Source organism: Nocardioides abyssi (assembly GCF_030412915.1).
Classification (GTDB): domain Bacteria; phylum Actinomycetota; class Actinomycetes; order Propionibacteriales; family Nocardioidaceae; genus Nocardioides; species Nocardioides abyssi.
Window position 1 is genome coordinate 812,398 of the sequence record NZ_JAUHJR010000002.1, and the last position, 14,840, is coordinate 827,237.

The 14,840-nt window shown below is 74.7% G+C and carries 12 protein-coding genes; 8 read left to right on the forward strand and 4 right to left on the reverse strand.

Features of this window, described 5'->3' with window-relative positions; all coding sequences use genetic code 11:
• Positions 1-8: 8 nt before the first annotated feature.
• The gene (locus QWY29_RS08965; protein WP_300960368.1) at positions 9-479 is read right to left on the reverse strand and encodes a hypothetical protein; all 471 of its coding nucleotides are present in this window, start codon (positions 477-479) and stop codon (positions 9-11) included.
• Between the two features lie 412 nt (positions 480-891).
• Between QWY29_RS08965 and QWY29_RS08970 the strand changes: the two genes are divergently transcribed.
• The 6 genes from QWY29_RS08970 (at position 892) to QWY29_RS08995 (ending at position 8,041) form a co-directional block, all read left to right on the forward strand.
• Positions 892-1,839 (forward strand): MetQ/NlpA family ABC transporter substrate-binding protein, encoded by a 948-nt coding sequence (locus tag QWY29_RS08970; protein WP_300960369.1) that lies wholly within the window; start codon positions 892-894, stop codon positions 1,837-1,839.
• A 13-nt stretch (positions 1,840-1,852) separates the two neighbouring features.
• Positions 1,853-2,932 carry a methionine ABC transporter ATP-binding protein gene (locus tag QWY29_RS08975; RefSeq protein ID WP_300960370.1) on the forward strand — a complete coding sequence of 360 codons (1,080 nt, stop codon included), beginning with the start codon at positions 1,853-1,855 and terminating at the stop codon, positions 2,930-2,932.
• Positions 2,932-3,591: a methionine ABC transporter permease gene (locus tag QWY29_RS08980; protein WP_300960371.1), complete on the forward strand. Its 660-nt coding sequence runs from the start codon at positions 2,932-2,934 to the stop codon at positions 3,589-3,591. The genes QWY29_RS08975 and QWY29_RS08980 overlap by 1 nt, the downstream gene beginning before the upstream one ends.
• A 189-nt stretch (positions 3,592-3,780) precedes the next feature.
• Complete coding sequence (locus QWY29_RS08985) at positions 3,781-4,797, forward strand: methylenetetrahydrofolate reductase C-terminal domain-containing protein (RefSeq protein ID WP_300960372.1); 1,017 nt, start codon at positions 3,781-3,783, stop codon at positions 4,795-4,797.
• Positions 4,794-5,573 carry a class I SAM-dependent methyltransferase gene (locus tag QWY29_RS08990; RefSeq protein ID WP_300960373.1) on the forward strand — a complete coding sequence of 260 codons (780 nt, stop codon included), beginning with the start codon at positions 4,794-4,796 and terminating at the stop codon, positions 5,571-5,573. Before QWY29_RS08985 ends, QWY29_RS08990 begins: the two co-directional genes overlap by 4 nt.
• Positions 5,570-8,041, forward strand: coding sequence for an excinuclease ABC subunit UvrA (locus tag QWY29_RS08995; RefSeq protein WP_300960374.1), 2,472 nt, complete (start codon positions 5,570-5,572; stop codon positions 8,039-8,041). Before QWY29_RS08990 ends, QWY29_RS08995 begins: the two co-directional genes overlap by 4 nt.
• Before the next feature lie 109 nt (positions 8,042-8,150).
• On the opposite strand, the gene QWY29_RS09000 is transcribed toward QWY29_RS08995, so the two are convergent.
• Genes QWY29_RS09000 through QWY29_RS09010 form a run of 3 tightly spaced genes read right to left on the reverse strand, consistent with a single transcriptional unit; the run spans position 8,151 to position 11,859 of the window.
• Entirely contained in the window at positions 8,151-9,566 is a 1,416-nt protein-coding gene (locus tag QWY29_RS09000; protein ID WP_300960375.1) for a YlbE family protein, read from the reverse strand.
• Positions 9,567-9,568: 2 nt separating this feature from the next.
• Positions 9,569-11,044, reverse strand: coding sequence for an AllF/FdrA family protein (locus QWY29_RS09005; protein ID WP_300960376.1), 1,476 nt, complete (start codon positions 11,042-11,044; stop codon positions 9,569-9,571).
• Between the two features lie 59 nt (positions 11,045-11,103).
• Positions 11,104-11,859 (reverse strand): oxamate carbamoyltransferase subunit AllH family protein, encoded by a 756-nt coding sequence (locus QWY29_RS09010; RefSeq protein WP_300960377.1) that lies wholly within the window; start codon positions 11,857-11,859, stop codon positions 11,104-11,106.
• Positions 11,860-12,045: 186 nt separating this feature from the next.
• Between QWY29_RS09010 and QWY29_RS09015 the strand changes: the two genes are divergently transcribed.
• On the forward strand, positions 12,046-13,272 hold the full coding sequence (locus tag QWY29_RS09015) for a PucR family transcriptional regulator (protein WP_300960378.1): 1,227 nt from the start codon (positions 12,046-12,048) through the stop codon (positions 13,270-13,272).
• A gap of 182 nt (positions 13,273-13,454) precedes the next feature.
• Positions 13,455-14,822 carry a uracil-xanthine permease family protein gene (locus tag QWY29_RS09020; RefSeq protein ID WP_300960379.1) on the forward strand — a complete coding sequence of 456 codons (1,368 nt, stop codon included), beginning with the start codon at positions 13,455-13,457 and terminating at the stop codon, positions 14,820-14,822.
• Positions 14,823-14,840 lie beyond the last annotated feature (18 nt).

A 14,840-nucleotide genomic window follows, 5' to 3' on the forward strand; every position in this document is an offset into this window, starting at 1 on the left:
CCGCCAGCCTAGGGCAGCCGGTCGCCGGCCGCCCACGTGCCGGCGAGCTCGAGCAGCGCGTCGCGCTCCGCGCGGTCGACGGCCGGCAGGCCGCGGCTCAGCAGGTCGAGCGCGTCGAGCACGGCGGTCATCGGCTCGTGGGAGCCGATGACCGTGCCGGCGCCGTGCTGCAGGCACTGGCCCCAGCGGGCGCCGCGGGAGGACCTGGTCAGCACGACCGCGGGGATCCCTGTGTCCGCGAGCGCGGACACGAGGCTGACGACGTCCTCGAGCTCCCGGTCGAGGTCGACGAGCAGCAGGACGGTCCCGGGGCGGCTCCGCAGGACGGTGGACCGGGAAGGCAGGGGGTCCGCCGGGGACCGGACGACGCCCTGGACCTCGTAGCCCGCCCGGAGCAGGACGACCTCCCAGCACTGGACCAGCAGGGCCTGACGCCCGACGACGACGGTCCGGTCGCGTCCGGGACCTCGCGGTGTCATCTCGGCGGGCGAGGCCGTCGCCGGTCGGCGACGTGCGGGCAGGGCAGGCCCACGGGCAGGGGTCGGGTCATCGGTGGGGACTCCACGATCGGTACGACGCGCAGGGAGTCGTCCGCGGGGGAACGGACGACCCTTCCTCGGTCGGGTGCAGAGGCCGGGAAGGACGCGTGGGTGCAGGGATCGTCAGGTCTACCCCTGCTCGAGGGCCGGATCAATCGCCCTTTCGGGCAGGCGGCACCGGCTGACCGCACTCGCTGGGCGGTCGGTCCGTGCCCGGTGTGACCGAGCCGACCCCGGGGGAGGGGCCTGGGCAGGAATGTCCGGTGCTGGGACCTGTTGAGAGGGAGTCCCCTCGCGCTGCCGTGACCCGGCGGGCGCGGAACGACCCCCCGACAGAACAGAAGGACCTCGCGTGTCGACCACCCCCTCGACCGGTTCCACCCCCCTCATCGAGGCGCCCCGGCGCCGCCGCTGGCCGCTCGTGCTCGCCGCGCTCGTCGCGGTCGCCGTCGTCGTCGGCCTGCTCGTCGCGTTGACCGGCGGCGACGACGAGGCCGCCGCCGACCGCCGCTCGGTGCGGCTCGGCGTGGTCGGCGCCAGCGACCCCTACTGGGCCGACTTCCAGGACGCCGCCGCGGAGGAGGGCATCGACGTCGAGGTCGTGGACTTCGCCGACTACAACCAGCCCAACCCGGCCGTGGCCGAGGGCGACCTGGACATGAACCAGTTCCAGCACATCGTCTTCCTTGCCGACTACGACGTCGCCTCGGGCGAGGACCTGCAGCCGATCGGCGCGACCGCGATCTACCCGCTCGGCCTGCACTCCAAGCAGTACGACAGCGTCGAGGACATCCCCGACGGCGCCACGGTCGCGGTGCCGAACGACGCGAGCAACCAGGCCCGGGCGCTGGTGCTGCTGCAGTCGGCCGGCCTCATCGAGCTGAGGTCCGGCGGCACGATCTTCTCCGACCTCGCCGACGTCGACGAGGACGCCTCCCGCGTCGAGGTGAAGGCGCTCGACGCCGCCCTGACCGCCACCTCGCTGGAGGACCTCGCGGGCGCCGTCGTCAACAACGACTTCGTGGAGAAGGCCGGCCTGGACTTCGACGACGCGCTCGCCCAGGACGACCCGAACGACCCGAAGGCGCTGCCCTACGCCAACATCTTCGCGGTCCGCGCGGACGACGTCGACGACCCGACGTACCGCGAGCTGGTCGAGATCTACCAGGAGACCCAGGCCGTCCAGGACGGCGTCCGCGAGGTCTCCGGCGGCACCGCGGTCATGCTCGACACCCCCGTCGAGCAGCTGCAGGAGTCGCTGCGCCAGGTCGAGGCCGACACCCGCGCCCAGCAGGACTGACGAGGACCGCTCGATGCCCACCACCCCCCGCGCCCCGGCCCCGGGGGACCCGCTCATCCGCCTCGCGGACGTGAGCCGGGTCTTCCCCGCGCGCTCACGCCAAGGCTCGCCCGTCACCGCGCTCGACCACGTCGACCTCGACGTGCGCGCCGGCGAGGTCCTGGGGGTGGTGGGCTACTCCGGCGCCGGCAAGTCGACCCTGCTGCGGCTGGTCAACGCTCTCGACCGCCCTACCGCGGGCACCGTCACCGTCGCCGGCCGCGAGGTCAGCAGCCTCTCCGAGCGCGCGCTGCGCGAGGTGCGCCGCGACATCGGGATGATCTTCCAGCAGTTCAACCTGTTCGCCTCGCGGACCGTGTGGGGCAACATCGCCTACCCGCTGACCGTCGCCGGCGTCCCCAAGGACCAGCACCGGGAGCGGATCTCCGAGCTCCTCCACTTCGTCGGGCTCGCAGACAAGGCGCACACCCACATCGAGCAGCTCTCCGGCGGCCAGAAGCAGCGCGTCGGCATCGCCCGCGCGCTGGCCACCGACCCGCGCATCCTGCTGGCCGACGAGCCGACCAGCGCGCTCGACCCGCAGACCACCGGCGAGGTGCTGGCCCTGCTGCGCCGCGTCAACGAGGAGCTCGGCATCACGATCGTCCTGATCACCCACGAGATGGAGGTCGTGCGCACGCTGGCCGACCGGGTGGCGGTCATGGAGGCCGGCCGGGTCGTCGAGCTCGGTGACACCTACGACGTCTTCGCCGCGCCGCAGCACCCCGCGACGCAGCGCTTCGTCAGCACCTTGGTCGAGAAGGGCCCGCCGCCCCGGGCGCTCCAGCGCCTCCGCGAGCGCCACGACGGCCGGATGGTCACGCTGTCGTTCCGCGACGGCGACGCCACCCCGGCCGACGTGTTCGGGGCGTTCATCGAGCGCGGCGTCACCTTCGAGCTCGTCCACGGCGGGGTCGAGGACGTCGGCGGCCGCACCTTCGGCCACCTCACCTTCAGCCTCACCGGCGACGACGCAGCGGTCGCCGACGCGACGGCGTACGTCGCCACGCTGGTCGAGCTCACCACCCCTGCGTCCCCGAGGGAGGCCTCCTGATGGACCGCCTGGTCGAGCTCGACTCGTTCTTCTGGGACGCCACCCGCGAGACCCTCGGCATCGTCGCCGCCACGCTGCTCATCGGTGGCCTCGGTGGCCTGCTGCTCGGCGTGCTGCTGCACACGACCCGGCCCGGCGGCATCGCGCCGAACCGGGTCGTGCACGTGGTGCTCAACGTGCTGGTGAACTTCTTCCGGCCGATCCCGTTCGTCATCTTCATCGCCGCCGCCCAGCCCGCCGCGCGGCTCGTGGTCGGCACCGGGATCGGCAACCCGGCGATCATCTTCGCGCTGTCGGTCGCGGCGACCTTCGGGATCAGCCGCATCGTCGAGCAGAACCTCGTCTCCGTCGACCCCGGCGTGCTCGAGGCGTCGCGGGCGATGGGCGCCGGTCGGCTCCGGACCACCCTGACCGTGCTGCTGCCCGAGGCGCTCGGACCGCTGGTCCTGGGCTACACGTTCGCGCTGGTGGCGATCGTCGACATGTCCGCGGTCGCGGGCGTGGTCGGCGGCGGCGGGCTCGGTGCGTTCGCGCTGACCTACGGCTACCGGCAGTACGAGCCGGTCGTCACCTGGGCGGCCGTGCTCGTGATCATCGCGCTGGTCCAGGTCGCGCAGTTCGCCGGCAACCGGCTGGCCCGCGCCGCGATGCGTCGCTGACCGGCCCTCCCGCTCCGCGCCGTCGGACGACTACCCGAAGTCCCTCCAGCGCCGACATCTGTGCAGGTCGCATGGCCGGACGACCGACTTCTGGTCGTCCGTCGACGGCGACCACCCGCCGCGCGACCAGCGGGGGCTGGACCGTCTCCCTGCTCGACCAGGAGGCGCCGCGTGGGTACCGGCCGGCTGATGCAGACGAGCGTGGAGTGCCCGAAGCGGATGGCGTTCGGCCCCTGCGGCGGGGTCCGCGACGACGCGTCGTGCGAGGTCGACGCGCGGCCGTGCCCGTTCGCGCAGGAGCCGGCGGGGGTGGTGGCGTGGGACGGGCCGGTGGCCTCCCGCGCAGCGCCGCGGAGCCGGCTGCTCGAGGCGGCGGGGCGGGGGCCGGTGGTGCTGACGGACCTGACCGTGCCGGCGTACGACCCGGGCGGGGTGCGCGAGGTCGTGGAGGTGCTGGCGGGCTCGTGCGACGCGGTGCTGGTCGGCGAGCACCAGGACCGGCCCGACCTGCCGCCGACGGTGATGGCGGCGCTGGTCGCCGACGCGGGCGGGGTGCCGTGGACGACGCTGGCCTGCCGCGACCGCAACCGGCTCGTGCTCGAGCAGGAGCTCGCCGGGCTCTCCCTCGCCGGTGCCGACGGCGTGCTGTGCGTGACCGGCGACGCCCGGGCGCCCGGGGTGCGACCGGGGGTCACCCAGGTCTTCGACCTCGACGGCACCCGGCTGGCGGCGATGGCGGCCGAGGCGGGGCACGCGGTGGGCGTGCCCGAGGCGCCGGCGGCCGCGCCGCGGCACCTGCGCCCGGCCCGGCTGGTCGAGAAGCAGCGGGCGGGCGCCCACCTGGCGGTGCTCAACCACGTGGGCTCGGCGGCCGAGGTGGCGGCGTACGTGCGCGCCGCCCGGGAGCTCGGCCTGACCATCCCGGTGGTCGCGGGCGTCGCGGTCTACACCGACGAGCGGTCCGCGCGCGTGCTGCAGCGCTTCCCCGGCCTGCACCTCGACGGTGACCGGGTCGAGGCGGTGCTGGGGGCGTCGGACGTCCGCGAGGCGGGTATCGAGGAGGCGGTGCGCGAGGCGCACGAGCTGCTCGCCGTCGACGGCGTCGCGGGCGTCAACCTCTCCGGCTCGGCCTCGAGCGGGGGCGCCCTGGACGGCGCCGCGGTCAAGGCCGAGGTCGGAGCACGGATCCGGGAAGGACGACGATGAGCGAGCAGGACCCGATGGTCGACGAGTTCGACACCGTGGCGTCGTGGACGGTCGAGGCGGTGCGCGGGCTCGGCGCCGACCACGCGCTGCCGGCGGCCTGTCGGGGGAGCGGCAGCCCCGCCGCCCTGGACTGGCTGGCCGACGCGCTCGGCATCGGCGCCGGCACCCACCTGCTCGACTCGGGCGCGGGGGTCGGTGGCCCGGCGGCGTACGTCGCCCGCGAGCGCGGCGCCCGCCCCGTCCTGGCCGAGCCGATGGCCGGCGCCTGCTGGGCCGCGCAGCAGCTCTTCGACAGCCCGGTGGTGGTGGCCGACGGCCTGCGGCTGCCGTTCGCCGACGCGACCTTCGACGCCGCCTGGTCGCTCGGGGTGCTGTGCACCGTCGAGGACAAGGCCACCCACCTGCGCGAGCTGCGCCGGGCGGTGCGCCCCGGCGGCGGGGTCGGCCTGCTCGTCTACGAGCGCACGGTCGCCGAGCTGCCCGACCAGCCCGAGGGCAACCACTTCCCGGACCGTGCCGAGCTCGAGGCCGCCGTCGCCGCGGCCGGGCTGCGGATGGTCGAGGAGGTCCCGCTCGCCGACCTGCCCGGCACCCCGGACGACTGGCAGCGCGCCGCCGACGCGGTCGACGACGCCGTCGAGCGGCAGCACCGCGACGACCCCCGCTGGGTCCGCGCCCACGAGCAGGAGGACGCCATCGGCGACCTCATCTCCCGCGAGCTCGTCGTGGGCGTGCTCGTCCACTGCCGCGCCGAGGCACAGGGGGTGCCGGCATGAGCGAGCGCACCGACGACGGCTGCGTGCGGGTCCGCGGCGCGAGCGAGCACAACCTCAAGGACGTCGACGTCGACCTGCCTCGCGACGCGATGGTGGCGTTCACCGGCGTCTCGGGGTCGGGGAAGTCCTCGCTCGCGTTCGGGACGTTGTACGCCGAGGCGCAGCGACGCTACTTCGAGTCGGTCGCGCCGTACGCCCGTCGGCTGCTCCAGCAGGTCGGCGTGCCGCACGTCGAGGAGATCACCGGGCTGCCCCCGGCGGTGGCGCTCCAGCAGCGCCGCGGCGCGGCCAGCTCGCGCTCGACCGTCGGCACGATCACGACCCTGTCGAACCTGCTGCGCATCCTCTACTCCCGCGCCGGGACCTACCCCGAGGGCGCCGAGCACCTGGCGGCCGAGGTGTTCTCGCCCAACACCGCGGCCGGTGCGTGCCCGACCTGCCACGGCGCCGGCGTCACCCACGACGTCACCGAGGACCTGCTGGTCCCCGACCCCTCGCTGAGCATCCGCGACGGCGCGATCGCCGCGTGGCCGGGCGCGTGGCAGGCCCACAACCTGCGGCGCATCGTGAAGAACCTCGACATCGACGTCGACCGCCCCTGGCGAGACCTCCCGGCGAAGGACCGGCAGTGGCTGCTCTTCACCGACGAGCAGCCGCGCGTGCTGATCCGGCCGCAGGACAAGGACGGCGGCGGCGGGCGCGACTACATGGGCACCTTCCGCAGCGCCCGGCGCCACGTGCAGCAGACGCTCGCCTCGTCGCCGAGCGAGAAGATGCGCACCCGGATGCTCGCCTTCGTCAGCACCGCCCCGTGCCGCACCTGCGGCGGCAGCGGGCTGCGGCCCGAGGCGCTCGCGGTCACCTTCGCCGGGCTGTCGATCGCCGAGGCCAACGCGGCCGCGCTCACCGACCTCGTCGAGCTGCTCCGCCCCGAGGCCAAGGGCGACCCCGACGACGCGGCGGTGCGGATCAGCGCCGACCTGGTGGCGCGGATCGAGGTGCTCCTCGACCTCGGACTGGGCTACCTCTCGCTGGGCCGCGGCTCGACCACCCTCTCCCCGGGCGAGGCGCAGCGGCTGCGGATCGCGACCCAGCTGCGCTCGGGCCTCTTTGGCGTCGTCTACGTACTGGACGAGCCGTCCGCGGGGCTGCACCCGGCCGACGCCGAGCCGCTGCTCACGGTGCTCGACCGGCTCAAGGCGGCCGGCAACACCCTCTTCGTCGTCGAGCACGACATGGACGTCGTGCGCCGCGCGGACTGGGTCGTCGACATCGGCCCGGCCGCGGGCGAGGGCGGCGGGCAGGTGCTCTACTCCGGGCCGGTCGCCGGCCTGGAGGACGTCGCGGGCTCGCTCACCGGCGACCACCTCTTCGGCCGCGCCGAGCGGTTCGAGCACGAGCCCCGCGAGCCGTCGGGCCACCTGCGCCTCGAGGGGGTCACCCGCCACAACCTCGCCGACGTCACGCTCGACGTGCCGCTCGGTGCCTTCACCGCGGTCACCGGGCCGTCCGGCTCGGGCAAGTCCACCCTCGTCGTCCAGGTGCTGGCCGAGGTCGTGCGCCGCCACCTCGGCCAGCCGGCGCCCGGGCCCGACGAGGACGAGGACGGCGAGGCCGCGGACCCGTCTGCGACCGGTGGTGACGTCGGTCTCCGGGCCGCCCACGGCCTCGAGCGGGTCGACCGCCTGGTGCTGGTCGACCAGCGGCCCATCGGCCGCACGCCGCGGTCCAACCTGGCGACGTACACCGGGCTCTTCGACGCCGTCCGCAAGGTCTTCGCCGCGACGCCCGAGGCGCGCGAGCGGGGGTACGGCGCGGGCCGGTTCTCCTTCAACACCGCGGAGGGCCGGTGCCCGACCTGCGAGGGCGAGGGGTTCGTGTCGGTCGAGCTGGTCTTCCTGCCGAGCACCTACGCGCCGTGCCCGACCTGCGAGGGCAAGCGGTACGACGCGGAGACGCTCGAGGTGACCTATCGCGGACGCAGCATCGCCGACGTGCTGGCGATGCCGGTCGACGAGGCCGCCGAGGTGCTGGCCGACGTGCCGGCGGCGGCCAGGGGGCTGCAGGCGCTGCGCGAGGTGGGGCTCGGCTACCTGCGGCTGGGGCAGCCGGCCACCGAGCTGAGCGGCGGCGAGGCGCAGCGGATCAAGCTGGCGACCGAGCTGCAGCGCGCCCAGCGCGGGCACACGCTCTACGTGCTGGACGAGCCGACGGCGGGGCTGCACCCCTCCGACACCGACCGGCTCGTGCGCCAGCTGCACCGGCTCGTCGACGCCGGCAACACCGTCGTGCTGGTCGAGCACGACCTCGACACGATCGCCACCGCGGACCGGGTCGTCGACCTCGGGCCGGGCGGCGGCGACACCGGCGGCCGGGTGGTCGCCGAGGGCACGCCCGCGGAGGTCGCGGCCGCGGGGGTGGGTGCCACGGCGCCGTACCTCGCCCGGCGGCTGGCCGCGCGCGACTGACGGCCCAGCACCCGCCGAGTCGCCGGAAGTGGCGGGCCGAGTCGCCGGAAAAGCCGGGCCGAGTCGCCGGAGGTGGCGACTCGGCCTGCCGGAGGTGGCGACTCGGCGGTCAGGCCTCCGAGCGGGCCCGGGTGCGCTCGGCCAGGGCGGCCAGCGCGGCGGGGAAGATCTCCGCCGGGGGCGTGACCAGGCCCGCGCCGACCTGGCCGACGCCGGCCTGCTTGCCGGCCATGCCGGTGTTGATCTGCGGCAGGATCCCCGTGCGGCACACCGACGAGACGTCGATGCCGGTGGCGGCGCCGGCGAAGTCGAGCACCGGGATCGGCCAGCGGTCGTTCTCGCCGATGGTGATCTCGCGCATCCGGCGGCTGGTGGCCAGCGCGTCGGGCACGGTGCCGCCGACGAACCGCACGATCGCGGGGGCCGCGGCCATCGCGAAGCCGCCGATGCCGGCGGTCTCGGTGATCGCGGAGTCGCCGATGTCGGGGTTGGCGTCGTCCGGGCCGTAGTCGCCGAGGAAGAGGCCGTCGGCCAGCTGCGCCGGGCCGGTGAACCACTGGTCGCCGGTGCCGGAGACCTGGATGCCGAAGTCGGTGCCGTTGCGGGCCATCGCGACGACCATCGTGCTGCCCTCGATGTCGCGGGCGGCGTCGAGCGCGAGCTTGCAGGCCGGCATCGCGACGTTGAGGAAGAAGTGGTCGTTGCCGCCGACGAAGGCGAACGCCTCGGCGACCTCCTCCGCGGGACGCGAGGAGCGCGCCAGGTGCGGCGCGAGGTCGCGCATGAGCATCAGCGTGCCGGCACGGTTGCGGTTGTGCGCCTCGTCGCCCATCTGCAGCATCTGGCCGAGGATCGCGGTCGCGTCGATCGGGCCGGCGGCGGTGACGGCCTCGGCCAGCAGCGGGCCGAGCGAGTCGCGCATCCAGCGCAGCCGGGTGAGCACCTCGGTGGAGTAGGCGCCGTAGCGCAGCACCTTGCCGAGGCCCTCGTTGAGCGAGCAGTAGGTGCGCCGGCCGGTGGCCGGGTCCTCCAGGACGAACATCCACATCGACGGCGACACGACGCCGGCCATCGGGCCGACCGCGCCGCGGTGGTGGCACGGCTCGAGGGTGACCTCGGTGCCGGCCTCGAAGAGCGCGACGGCGTCCTCGGGGTCCTCGACGAGGCCCTCGAAGGCGGCCGCGCCCATGAGCGCGCCGCGCAGCGGGCCGGAGGTGCGGGCCCACTCGATCGGCGGGCCGGCGTGGAGGAACTGGCCCTTCTCGAGGCCGAGCAGCTCCGAGGCCGGGGCCACGCCGACGAGCATCGCCTGCACGTCGAGCATCCGCTTGACCGCGAGCTGGTTGGCGTCGCGGCGCAGCGGGTCGGCGGCGACCGTGGCGAGGTCGTCGACGGTGCCGTCCATCGGCGGCTTCCAGTCGACGCGCTCGACCGGGACGGCCTGCGCCTCGACGGCCGCGGCGAACATGTCGGCGCCGACCGCGGCGACCGCGGCGGGGGCCTGGCTGGGGGCGGGCTGGGTCACGGTCACAGGGAGCCTCCGGGGACGAGAGCGAGCGCGCGGCGGGTGGCGGCCGCGTTGGACAGGTGGACCTCGGCGCCGGCGTCGGCGAGCGCCTGCGCCTGCCGCTCGAGGCCCTGCGGGTCGGCCGAGGTGCCGACGCACGCGACCACGACGGGTACGTCGCGTGCCGCTCGCGCCGCGGCGATCGCCGGCGCCAGGTCGGCGGCCGGGTCGTCCTGGGCGCCGTGGCCGAGGACCACGTCGAGCAGCACGACGGCGGTCTCCGAGTCCTGGGCCACCTTGGTGAGCTGGTCGAGGCGGAGCGTCGGGTCGATCATCGGGTGCGCCCGGCCGCGGGTGAGGCCGTCGTCGCCGAAGTCGATCATCAGGTGGCCCGACGCGGTCAGGTCCGGCCCGAGCGCGAGCTCCGGGGACAGCGGGATGTTGCTGCGGATGCCGCCCAGCGACTCCGCGGCGATGAGCATCGCCTCGTCGCAGAGCGTGCCGCCGACGAAGAGGCCGCGCAGCGCGGAGCCGCCGACCGACGCCGCGGGGGTGCCCCACGTGGGCCACTCCGGCACGGCCACTCCGAGGTCGGCCAGGAGGCCCTCGACCTGGGTGGTGATGTCGGGCTGGCCGGCGCCCAGGAGCGCGAACCGGACCGGCGTGCCGAGCCCGGCGGCGTACTCCTCCACCGCGGCGGCGACCTCGGCGGCCGGCGGCTTGGAGACGACGATGACCTGCTCGATGGTCGGGTCGGCGTCGAGGCGGTCCAGGGCGGTCATCGTGGAGATGCCGCCGATGGCCGCGGACAGGTCGCGGCCGCCGACGCCGAGCGCGGCGGAGACGCCGACGCCCGCGCGGTCGAGCAGCGCGAGGACCTGCTGGCAGCCGGTGCCGGAGGCGGCGACGATGCCGACGCGACCGGGCTCGGTGGTGTTGGCGAAGCCCAGGCCGACGCCGCCGACGACGGCGGTGCCGCAGTCGGGGCCCATGACCAGCAGGCCGCGGTCGCGGGCGATGCGCTTCATCGCCAGCTCCTGCTCGACCGGCACGTTGTCGCTGAAGACCATGACGTCGGAGCCGGCGTCGATGGCGTCCATCGCCTCGACCAGCGCGGAGGCGCCGGGCACCGAGACGAGCGCGAGCCCGCCGCCGGCGCGGCGCAGGGCCGAGCCGGTGGTGCGGGGCGCCGCAAGGGTGGTGTCGCCACCGCCGGCGGCGCCCTTGCGGGCCGCGGCCAGGGCGGCGTCGACCGCGGCGAGCGCGGCCGGCACGACCGAGTCGTCGTCGACGCGGAGCGCCACGACCATGTCGTTGGGCGAGGCCGGCGGGAGCGTGAAGCCCATGCCGGCGAGCACCTCCAGGTTGAGCTCGGTCGCCATGGCCACCTGGGCGGCGACGACGCCCGGGGTGGCGGCGACGTCGCGGCTGACCTGCAGCAGGGCGACGCTGTCGGCGTACGCGCCGGGGCGGATCTCGACGTGCTCGACTGTCATCGAGGGGTTCCTCCGTGGGGACGAGGTGCGGGGACGGATGGGTTCAGGGGGTGGGGCGGTCAGCTGCGGAGCGCGAGGGCGGCGCCGAGGAGCATCCCCGCGCCGGAGGAGTGGCCGACGGCCACCAGCCGGTCCACCGCGTCGGGGACGCCGCGGCCGGTCGCGAGGGTCAGCAGCAGCGCGCGGAACTGCGGCAGGCACGCGCCGTCGACCGCCTCGAGCAGCAGCGTGGCGGAGAGCGTGGTGGTCCGGTGCGCCGAGCGTCGTACGCCGTCGGCGACCGCGTCGCGGGACCGGCCGGTCGCGCGGGCGGCCACGAGCCACCCGGCCACGACGTCGTCGCCGACCGGGGTGAGCCCGTCGCCGCGGCCGAGCAGGGCGGCGACCGCCTCGCCGTCACCGGCCGCGAGGGCGTCGAGCGCCTCGGCGGGCAGCTGGTCGAGCACGTGGGACAGGTCGGGGGTGGCCGCGGCGAGCCGGTCGGCCGCCTCGGGCGGGAGCCGGGGGAGGTCGGTGGGGACCAGGCGGTCGACCGAGACGCTCAGGCCGGCCACGTGCAGGGCGCCGTCGGCGACCTCGGCCGGGCTGCCCACGGCGACGTCGGGCAGGCGGGTCAGGGCGGTGGCGATCGTCGCCGGCACGTGCACCGCGCTGTGGGCGGAGACGCCGACGACGCGGTCGCCGAGGCGGACGTAGACCGCGCTGGCGCCGGCGTGGACGACCTCGCCGGTGCCGGGCTCCTCGTGCAACCGGCGCCGGAGGGCGGCGGTCCCGGCCCCGGCGACGCGGGTCCGGGTCGAGGTCGACGGGGGCACCTCTCGGACGCTAACGGATGAACTAGGGTGCGCCGAATGGTGAGCATTGCCAACCCCGGTGAGGACGGGGGACAAGAGTTGACATCCGACGCCGCGATGTCAGGCGCCCCGGCGGATCCGGTGGCGCGCCGTGCCGCGGGCCCGGGTGGGGGCCCGGGTGCAGGCTGGACGTCGGACCCGGAGCTGGTGCCCCTCGATGCGGACGGCCTCGCCGAGGAGCTCGCCCAGCGGGTGCTCGCCAACGCCGGCCTGGGCGACATCATCGACGCCATCGGCGCCGCGCTGCGCGCCGACGCGGCCGTGACGACCACGGACGGCCGCGAGCGGGTCCCGCGCCTGCCGGAGGACCGGCTGGCCGACCTCACCGCCGGTGACCTGCTCGACCCCACCGGCCGGGTCCGCGTCGAGCGGCTCGACACCGAGGCCACCGTGCTGGCCGGGGGCGCGCGCGTCCACCGGCTGCCGATCGCGACGCCGTCGCAGCCACTCGGGCACCTCGTCCTCGTGGTCGACCGCGACCTCACCCCCGTTGAGACGATCGCGCTGCGGCGGGCCGGCATCGCCGTGGCCCTCTCGATCAGCCGGGAGCAGGCCGTCTCGGCGGTGGAGAACAAGTACCGCGGCGACTTCCTGCGCGACGTGCTGCTCGGCCGCGCCGGGTCGGAGGAGTTCGTCCGCGAGCACGTGGTCGGCTTCGGCTGGGAGCTCGGCGGGCCCTCGATCGTCGTCGTCGCGCAGCTCGACCCCCAGCAGCCCGGCGAGCCGCCGGGCACGCTCGACGAGCAGCGGCTGTGGCAGGAGCGGTTCGCCGACGCCTGGCGGCAGGTGGTCGGCGGGGTCTCGCGGACGGTCCCGGTCGCGGACTTCGGCTCCGAGGTGGTCACGGTCCTGCCCGCGGACGGCAGCCAGCCCGGCTCCGACGTGGTGATGCGGCTGGTCCGCGCGGTCGCGGGCGACAAGGGCGGCGGCCGGCGCCCGTTCTCCGTCGGTGTCGGCCGGGTCGCCGGCGACGTACGCGGCCTGCCGGAGAGCTACGCGCAGGCCTACCGCGCGGTCGCCGTCGGGCGGCGGGTGCGCGGCGGCGGCACCACGACCTGGTTCGACGAGCTGGGCCTGCACCGGCTGATCGCGATGGTCCCCGACGACGTCGAGCTGCGAGCCTTCGCCGTCGACGTGCTCGGCGAGCTGGCCGGGCAGGGCGAGGAGGCGGCCGCGCTGCGCGAGACACTCCAGGTGCTGCTGTCGACGAACTTCAACGTCGCCGAGGCGGCGCGCGTGCAGTTCTTCCACTACAACACCATCCGCTACCGCGTCACCAAGCTCGAGCGGCTGCTCGGTCCGATCACCTCCGACCACAACCTGCGCCTCGACGTCGCGGTCGCGCTCAAGGTGCTCGAGGTCGTCGGCGGCTGACCCGTCACCGGCCGCCGTCACGGCCGCCCGACTAGCGGAGCAGACGCGTCCGCCGTGACCGTAGGCATGATCTGTCGACGTTCCGGCGGTCCTTTGGGCAGACCTGGCTAGTGAGGGTGTGGCGTGGGCCTCAATAGGCTCGCTGTTCTCTCGGCTCCACCGTTGGCGAAGGGAACTTCCGCATGTCGATGTTCAAGTGGACGCAGGTCGATCCTGCGCCCGGCGAGGCCGTCGGGCCTCAGGAGCGGCTCAGCTGGGGCAAGACCGTCGGTCTCGGCGCCCAGCACGTGGTGGCGATGTTCGGCGCCACGTTCGTCTTCCCCCTGATCATGGGTCTGGACGCGAACCTCGCGATCCTGTTCTCCGGTATCTGCACGATCCTGTTCCTGCTGGTCGTGAACAACAAGGTGCCCAGCTACCTGGGCACCAGCGGCTCGTTCGTCTCCGGCGTCTTCGCGATCCGCGAGCAGGGCGGCGACTCCGCCGACGTCACCGGCGCGATCCTGGTCGCCGGCCTGATCCTGCTGCTGGTCGGCGTCGCGGTGCACTTCCTCGGCGCGGGCATGCTCAAGAAGGTCCTGCCGCCGGCCGTCACGGGCGCCGTCGTCATGCTGATCGGCTTCAACCTCGCCCCGGTCGTGGCCAACACCTACTGGCCCCAGGACCAGTGGATCGCGCTTGCGACCGCTGCGTTCGTGGTCGTCGCGACGGTGCGCTTCCCCGGCTTCTGGTCGCGGATCTCGATCTTCCTCGCGCTGATCTTCGGCTACGTGCTGTCGTTCCTGGCCGACACGGTCTTCGGTCAGATCACCTCGCCCACGGGCAGCGGTGAGGTCACCACCCACGACCGCGTCAACCTCGCCGGCCTCGGCGACGCCGCCTGGTTCGGCCTGCCGACCGGCGACCTCGCCGACGGCGTCAGCAAGGTCCACGCCCCCGACATCTCGCTGACCTTCGCGCTGCTGGTCATCCCGGCCGTCATCGCGCTCATCGCCGAGAACACCGGCCACGTCCGCGCCGTCGCGGAGATGACCGGCGACGACCTCGACCCCTACATGGGTCGTGCGCTCGGTGCCGACGGTGCCGCGACCGCCCTGGCCAGCGCCTTCGGTGCCTCGCCGACCACGACGTACGCCGAGAACATCGGCGTCATGTCGGCCACCAAGGTCTACTCGACCGCGGCCTACTACGTCGCGGCGATCGTCGCGATCATCCTCGGCCTCTGCCCGAAGTTCGGCGTCATCATCAACGCCATCCCCGGCGGGGTCCTGGGCGGCATCACCGTGGTCCTCTACGGCATGATCGGTCTCATCGGCGCCAAGATCTGGGTCGACAACCGGATCGACTTCGGCAGCCCGATCAACATGGTCCCGCTGGCCGCCGGCCTCATCGCCGGCATCGGCAACGTGACGCTGAAGATCGGCGACGACTTCGAGCTCAGCGGCATCGCGCTCGGCACGATCATGGTCATCGTCTTCTACCACCTGGTGAACGTCGGCCGCTCCCGCACGGGCAAGGTCGGCGCCGAGGACGTCACCCGGGCGCTCTAGCGCCCCCGGTCGGGGGGG